6 protein-coding genes and 1 pseudogene are annotated in these 6,624 nt (G+C 67.7%); 4 read left to right on the top strand and 3 right to left on the bottom strand.

All coding sequences use genetic code 11. The features are described from left to right. Positions 1 to 341, bottom strand: a pseudogene (locus tag XcuCFBP2542_RS16215) (xylose isomerase); the annotation flags it as partial. 480 nt (positions 342 to 821) lie between these two features. On the opposite strand from XcuCFBP2542_RS16215, the gene ttcA reads away from it, so the two are divergent. From ttcA to XcuCFBP2542_RS16200, 3 genes are all read left to right on the top strand, one after another. Next, entirely contained in the window at positions 822 to 1,730 is a 909-nt protein-coding gene (gene ttcA, locus XcuCFBP2542_RS16210) for a tRNA 2-thiocytidine(32) synthetase TtcA (RefSeq protein ID WP_104604935.1), read from the top strand. Between the two features lie 60 nt (positions 1,731 to 1,790). Next, positions 1,791 to 2,696: a recombination-associated protein RdgC gene (locus XcuCFBP2542_RS16205; protein WP_104604933.1), complete on the top strand. Its 906-nt coding sequence runs from the start codon at positions 1,791 to 1,793 to the stop codon at positions 2,694 to 2,696. 179 nt (positions 2,697 to 2,875) lie between these two features. Then, the gene (locus tag XcuCFBP2542_RS16200) at positions 2,876 to 3,661 is read left to right on the top strand and encodes a YgjP family zinc-dependent metalloprotease (RefSeq protein WP_170067014.1); all 786 of its coding nucleotides are present in this window, start codon (positions 2,876 to 2,878) and stop codon (positions 3,659 to 3,661) included. 57 nt (positions 3,662 to 3,718) lie between these two features. On the opposite strand, the gene XcuCFBP2542_RS16195 is transcribed toward XcuCFBP2542_RS16200, so the two are convergent. Both XcuCFBP2542_RS16195 and hemH read right to left on the bottom strand, forming a co-directional pair. Continuing rightward, positions 3,719 to 4,585 carry an alpha/beta fold hydrolase gene (locus tag XcuCFBP2542_RS16195; protein WP_170067015.1) on the bottom strand — a complete coding sequence of 289 codons (867 nt, stop codon included), beginning with the start codon at positions 4,583 to 4,585 and terminating at the stop codon, positions 3,719 to 3,721. A 2-nt stretch (positions 4,586 to 4,587) separates the two neighbouring features. Next, positions 4,588 to 5,553, bottom strand: a complete 966-nt coding sequence (gene hemH / locus XcuCFBP2542_RS16190) for a ferrochelatase (protein ID WP_104604924.1) — start codon at positions 5,551 to 5,553, stop codon at positions 4,588 to 4,590. A gap of 153 nt (positions 5,554 to 5,706) precedes the next feature. Here hemH and XcuCFBP2542_RS16185 point away from each other — a divergent pair, with 153 nt between their 5' ends. Then, complete coding sequence (locus XcuCFBP2542_RS16185; RefSeq protein WP_167526984.1) at positions 5,707 to 6,606, top strand: lipid-binding SYLF domain-containing protein; 900 nt, start codon at positions 5,707 to 5,709, stop codon at positions 6,604 to 6,606. Positions 6,607 to 6,624 lie beyond the last annotated feature (18 nt).

Below are 6,624 nucleotides of genomic sequence, written 5' to 3'. Positions count from 1 at the left end.
GCCAGATCGATATCGTGGAAACAGTAGTACGGCACGCCGAGCTTGGTGAAGAATTCGAAGGCGGCGTCGGACTTGGCTTCGGCACGATTGAGCGCGGTGTTGCCTACATCCCACGGATACGCGCGCGTGCCCGGGCCGAACGGATCGGCGCCGTTGCCGCAGAAGCTATGCCAGTAGGCCACGGCAAAGCGCAGATGCTCGGCCATGGTCTTGTCGCCGATCTTTTTGTTGGCGTCGTAGACCTTGAAGGCGAGCGGGTTGTCGGAGTCGCGGCCTTCGAAGCCGATCTTGCCGATGCCGGGAAAGTATTCCTTCGCGCCGATGTAGACGGTGTTGCTCATGGGGTGAACTCCTGCAAAAAGGGGAAGGGCGTGCCGGGAGGAGTGGAGCAAAAAATGTTAGCGCTACCACAACCGCGACCGAAAAAAGCCGCGCCGGGTAGCGAAGCTGGAAGTGTCATGCCCATCCCAGGTGAATTGGTCTTGCCGACTTTACCCAGCCGGCCGCCGAAAGGCTTGCTGCGCTGCGAGATGCAAGCTGTTGCGTAGTGCCAAGGTGTGGTGATGGCTGGCGGTTGGTAGGTTGGGGCGTACGGCCCTCACCCGCCCTTCGGGCACCCTCTCCCGCAGGCGGGAGAGGGGAGCATCCGGAGAGGGATTGCCGCGAAAGGGCTGGGTGGGAAGTGCTCCCCCTTGGACGAGGGCTCTCTCCCTTCCCCCGTTCACGGGGGAAGGTGCCCGAAGGGCGGATGGGGGCAGCCACCTCTGGCCTCACGCCCCAATCCCAATCCCAATCCCCCCGGCAGCTACAATGGGCGGCTCATGACCGCTGTCCTGCCGCTGCCGCAACCCCTGGCCGACCCCGCGCCGCGCACTGCGCGCCTGCGGTTGCCGTCCGATCAGCTGCGCCTGGGCAAACGGCTGCAGCGCCAGGTGGGCCAGGCGATCGCCGACTTCGGCATGATCGAGGCCGGCGACAAGGTGATGGTGTGCCTATCCGGTGGCAAGGACAGCTACACCTTGCTGGACATGCTGCTGCAGTTGCAGCGCAAGGCGCCGGTGCCGTTCACGCTGGTGGCGGTGAACCTGGACCAGAAGCAGCCGGAGTTCCCCGCCGAGGTGCTGCCCCGCTATCTGCGCGAGCAGGGCGTGCCGTTCGACATCGTCGAACAGGACACCTATTCGGTGGTCAGCCGGGTGATCCCGGCCGGCAAGACCCTGTGTTCGCTGTGCTCGCGGCTGCGGCGCGGGGCCTTGTACGCCTACGCGCAGGCGCATGGGGTGACCAAGATCGCGCTTGGCCATCACCGCGACGACATCGTCGCCACGTTCTTCATGAACCTGTTTCACCACGCGCGCCTGGCCGCGATGGCGCCCAAGCTGCGCAGCGACGACGGGGCGCATGTGGTGATCCGCCCGCTGGCCTATGTGCGCGAAGCCGATATCGCCGCCTACGCACAGCTGCGGCAGTTCCCGATCATTCCGTGCAACCTGTGCGGCAGCCAGCAGAACCTGCAGCGCCAGCAGGTGGGCCGCATGCTGCAGCAATGGGACCGCGACCATCCGGGGCGGGTGGAACAGATTGCGCGCGCGCTGGGCGATGTACGGCCCGAGCAACTGGCCGACCGCAGCCTGTTCGATTTCCTGGCGCTGGGCCGCCCCTCCGACGCCAGCGCGCCCGATCCCACCGCCTGGCACGCCGCCGGCGACAGCACACACGCCAGCGACTGACGCGCCCGCCAGGTCGCCGTCGGTCTTCCACCTCCACGTTGTTCTTCTTCGGTCTTACGCATGTTCTTTCGCAATCTCACGCTGTTCCGCTTTCCCACCACGCTGGATTTCACGCAGATCGAAACGCTGCTGCCGCAAGTGCAGCTCAAGCCGGTCGGCCCGCTGGAAATGAGTTCGCGCGGGTTTATCTCGCCCTTCGGCCGCGACGAGCAGGAAGTGCTCTCGCACCGTCTGGAAGAGTTTCTCTGGCTCACCATTGGCGGCGAAGACAAGATCCTGCCCGGCGCGGTGGTCAACGACCTGCTCGAGCGCAAGGTCGCCGAGATCGAGGAAAAGGAAGGCCGCCGCCCAGGCGGCAAGGCGCGCAAGCGTTTGAAGGACGACCTGATCCACGAATTGCTGCCGCGCGCCTTCGTCAAGAGCTCGCGCACCGACGCCATCCTGGACCTGCAGCACGGCTACATCGCGGTCAACACCTCCAGCCGCAAGAGCGGCGAGAACGTGATGAGCGAGATCCGCGGCGCGCTCGGCAGCTTCCCGGCGCTGCCGCTCAATGCCGAAGTCGCACCGCGCGCCATCCTCACCGGCTGGATCGCCGGCGAGCCGCTGCCCGAAGGCCTGAGCCTGGGCGAAGAATGCGAGATGAAGGACCCCATCGAAGGCGGCGCGGTGGTCAAGTGCCAGCACCAGGAACTGCGCGGCGACGAGATCGACAAGCACCTGGAAGCCGGCAAGCAGGTCACCAAACTGGCTCTGGTGCTGGACGACAACCTGTCGTTCGTACTCGGCGACGATCTGGTGATCCGCAAGCTCAAGTTCCTCGACGGCGCGCTGGACCAGCTCGAACACAGCGAGGACGACGGCGCACGCGCCGAACTGGATGCGCGCTTTGCGCTGATGAGCGCCGAAATCCGCCGGCTGTTCCTGTTGCTGGAAACCGCGCTGAAGCTCAGCAAGGCCGAGTGATGCGGCGTGCGGCCGGGCGTGGCGGACACGCGCCCGGCCGCATCGCACCGGAGTGCCACCTGGCCTGCGCACCGCGCCGCCCCCCGTGCCCCGCAGTCCGGTGGCCGCATCGCATGCCGTGCCAGGATCTGGCCTGCAAGCGCTCACCACCTGACCCAGTGCGGGGCTATCCTGTGCGCATGTTCAAGCCCGTCCGCCGCCTGATCGCGCCCGCCCCGCACGTCGTCGAACGCGATTGCCTGCACGTGCAGCTGGATGGTCAGGCGATCGAGGTGTTGCGCGTGCGCGATCCGCGTGCGCGGCGGATCAAGCTCAGCGTGGACGAGCGGGGCGCGCGGCTCACCTTGCCGCTGCGGGCAAGCCTGGTGGCCGGCGAGCGCTTCGTGCACGCGCATCTGGATTGGCTGGGCACGCAGCTGTCGCGTTACCAGCAGGCCGATGCGTTTCCGGCGCTGCAACGTGGCGTGCCCGGGCTACTGCCCCTGCGCGGCGCGCTGCTGCCCCTGTGCTGGCACGAGGGCCGCTACGCACGCATCGAACTCGATGACAACGGCGCGCACTTCCATCTGCCAGCGCGGCTGGGCGAAGCGGGCCTGCGCCGCACCCTGAAGGAATTCTACGAAGCGCAGGCGCGCGCCGATGTCGGCCGCTGGCTACCCAGCTATCTACCGGGGCTGCCGCGTCCACCGGCGCGTCTGCGGCTGAAGGTGATGTCCTCGCAGTGGGGCTCGCTGGCACCGGACGGCTCGATGGCGCTGGATCTGGCGCTGGTGCTCGGCCGCTCGTCGGCATTCGAATACGTGCTGGTGCACGAACTCTGCCATCTGCTGCAGGCCAACCACTCACCGGCGTTCTGGGCCGAGGTGGAACGGCGTTTTCCCACATGGCGCGACGAACGCAGCTACTTCCACGAACACGGCCGCCAGCTCAAGGCGCAGTTGCGGCGCTTGCTGCAACCCAGTTAGTCCAGGCGACTTGCGCCACCGCTTGACGGCATCACCGCGCACGCGAGCCGGCGTTTTTCACACGTGCGGCGCGGGCAATGACCCCAGAAATCCAGTGATGACCGCTGCCACCGGCTGCGGGGTTTCCATCTGCACATGGTGCGTGCCCGGCAGCAGCGCCAGGCGCGCATCGGCCACCATCGCCACCCGGTGATCGCGCAGTTCATCGGAAAAATACGGCTGCGCCGGTGTGGCGAAGATCGCCTGGGTCGGGCACACGATGGAGGCCAGCAGCGCGTCGATCTGCGCTTCGGTCATGCGGATGGCGGTGGGCAGGGTCAGGCGTGGATCGGTGCACCAGCTGTAGCCGCCCTCGACCACGCGCAGGCCGCGCTCCACCAGCAGCCGTGCTGCCGGCTCGGTGAGCTGATTGGCCATCATGCGTGCGCGGATCGGCGCTTCCATCGAACCAAACACCCGCAACGGCCGCTGCGACAGGGTACGGGTCGAGCGCACCGAATCGCGCAGCCGTTCGGCGGTGCTTTCCACCGGCTCGGCCAGCGCGCCCAGTGCCTCGATGACCACCAGCGCCTCGATGCGTTCGGGCGCGGCGGCGGCCATCAGGCTGGCCACCCCGCCGCCCAGCGAATGGCCGAGCAGGGTGAAACGCTCCCAGCCCAACGCATCGGCGACCTGCAGCAGCGTGTGAATGGCGCTGCTGAGGGTGTATTCGGCGCCCACCGGCAGCCACGCGCTGTGGCCGTGGCCGGGCAGGTCCAGCAGCACCAGATCCAGGTCCGGCGCCGGCAGGTGCGCACTCAACGGCACGAAGCTGGCCGCATTGTCGAGCCAGCCATGCAATGCCAGTACCCGGCGCGGTCCCCGCTCGGTATTGCGCAACCCGGTGACACGGCCAATGGTCACTTCACAGTCGAACGGTTCCAGCCTCACGCGCGACGCGCCAATGCGGCCAATGCCTGCGCATGTGCCGGGGTGGCGTTGAGGCAGGGGATGTAGCGGAGCGTGGCGCCGCGCTCGGCCAGGGTTTCGGCAAAGCCCAGCGCCACTTCCTCAAGGGTTTCCAGGCAATCGGTGGCAAAGCCCGGGCACACCAGGTCGAAGCTGCGCACGCCGCCCTCGGCCAGTTTCCAGAGCGTGGGTTCTGCGTACGGCTGCAGCCAGCGCTCGGAGCCGAAGCGCGATTGGTAGCCCATCTGCCACTCGTCCGGCCCCAGGCCCAGCGCGGAGACGATCGCCTGCGCACTGCGCTCGCACTGCTGCGGGTACGGGTCGCCCGCATTGGCCACGCGTTGCGGCAGGCCGTGGAAGGAAAACATCAACTTCTCGCTGCGCCCGTGCACCTGCCAGTGCGCGCGGATGGAGTCGGCGATCGCCGTCACCCAGCCGGCGTCTTCGCAGTACTCCCGGATTACCTCTACCGCGATCTCCGGCGCGCTGCGGCGCCAGGCGTCCACCACGTCCTGGATCGAGGCGGTGGTGGTGGTCGAATACTGCGGGTACAGCGGCAGTACCACGATGCGTTGGATACCGCGTGCGCGCAGGCCATCGAGCGTCTTGCGCAGCGCCGGCTCGCCGTAGCGCATGGCCCATTCCACCTGCCAGCCGGGCATCACTTCTTTCAGGCCTTCTGCCAGGCGCCGCGTGTAGACCGCCAGCGGCGAGCCGTCGGGCAGCCACACCTTGGCGTATTTCTCGGCCGACTTGGGACCGCGGATCGGCAGGATCACCCCGTACAGCAGGGGCTTCCAGAACAGCGGCGGAATCGCGACCACGCGACGGTCGCTGAGGAACTCGGCCAGGTAGCGGCGCACGGCCGGCGCGGTAGGCGCTTGCGGCGTGCCAAGGTTGACGACCAGCAGGGCGGATTCGGGGGAGGTGTTCATGCCGGCCATTCTGGCAGAGCCGGGCATCCCTGCCGACACCAGCGCACCGATCGGTGTGATCGGCGCGCGCTTGGGCGCCGGTTGCGCTCACCACCGATTCATTGCCTCACCACTAACGTCGCCCCATTGCTATCTTTGACGGACCGCCCCTTGGAGCTTGTCATGCCTCGTTTGTCGCGCCTGGCGCTATTGTTGTCGCTGACCCTTGCCGCCGGCCATGCCGTTGCCGGCCCGGAAGAAGACCAGCGTGCGCGCAACGCGGTGCGGGTGCTCAACGAGATCATGAAGATTCCCGAGCAGGCCATCCCGGACAAGCTGCTCGACGAGGCACGCGCCATCGTGGTCATCCCCGACACGCTCAAGGCCGGCCTGGTCATCGGTGGTCGCCGCGGTCATGGCCTGATGTCGATGAAGAACGCCGACGGCAGCTGGTCGCAGCCGGTGTTCGTCAAGCTCACCGGCGCCAGCATCGGCTTCCAGGCCGGCGTGCAGTCCTCCGACGTGGTGCTGGTGTTCCGCAACGACCGCAGTCTGGACAATATCGTCAACGGCAAGTTCACCCTGGGCGCCGATGCCGGCGTGGCCGCAGGCCCGGTGGGCCGCAATGCCGCCGCCGCCACCGACGGCCAGCTCAAGGCCGAGATCTGGTCGTGGTCGCGCGCGCGCGGGCTGTTCGCCGGTGTGGCACTGGATGGCGCGGTGCTGCAGATCGACGATGCCGCCGACCTCAACGCCTACGGCGGCGGTGCCACCCCGCGCATGATCTTCGAAGGCCGCACCAACGAGCGCCCGTCCACCGACGTGGTCGCCTTCCGCGACCGTCTGGAAGAGGTCACCTACACCGCACGCGCCAATCGCAACAGCGACGGCGACGACACCGTGCCGCCGCCGCCACACGCAGCGGCCGCTACGCAGGTTTCGGCATCGCCCGCACCGCCGCCACCGGCCAACGCCGCCAGCACGGTGCCGATGCAGCCCGCTGCCACACCGCCGGCGCAGCAAGGCTTCCAGCCGGTCTCCGAGGGCGAGATCCGCACCGAATCCCTGGACGGCACCCGCTGACGGGCTGTCATCCCCCTG

It is taken from the genome of Xanthomonas cucurbitae (assembly GCF_002939885.1).
GTDB classification, from domain to species: Bacteria; Pseudomonadota; Gammaproteobacteria; order Xanthomonadales; family Xanthomonadaceae; genus Xanthomonas; species Xanthomonas cucurbitae.
This window is presented reverse-complemented; position numbering and strand designations above follow the sequence as displayed.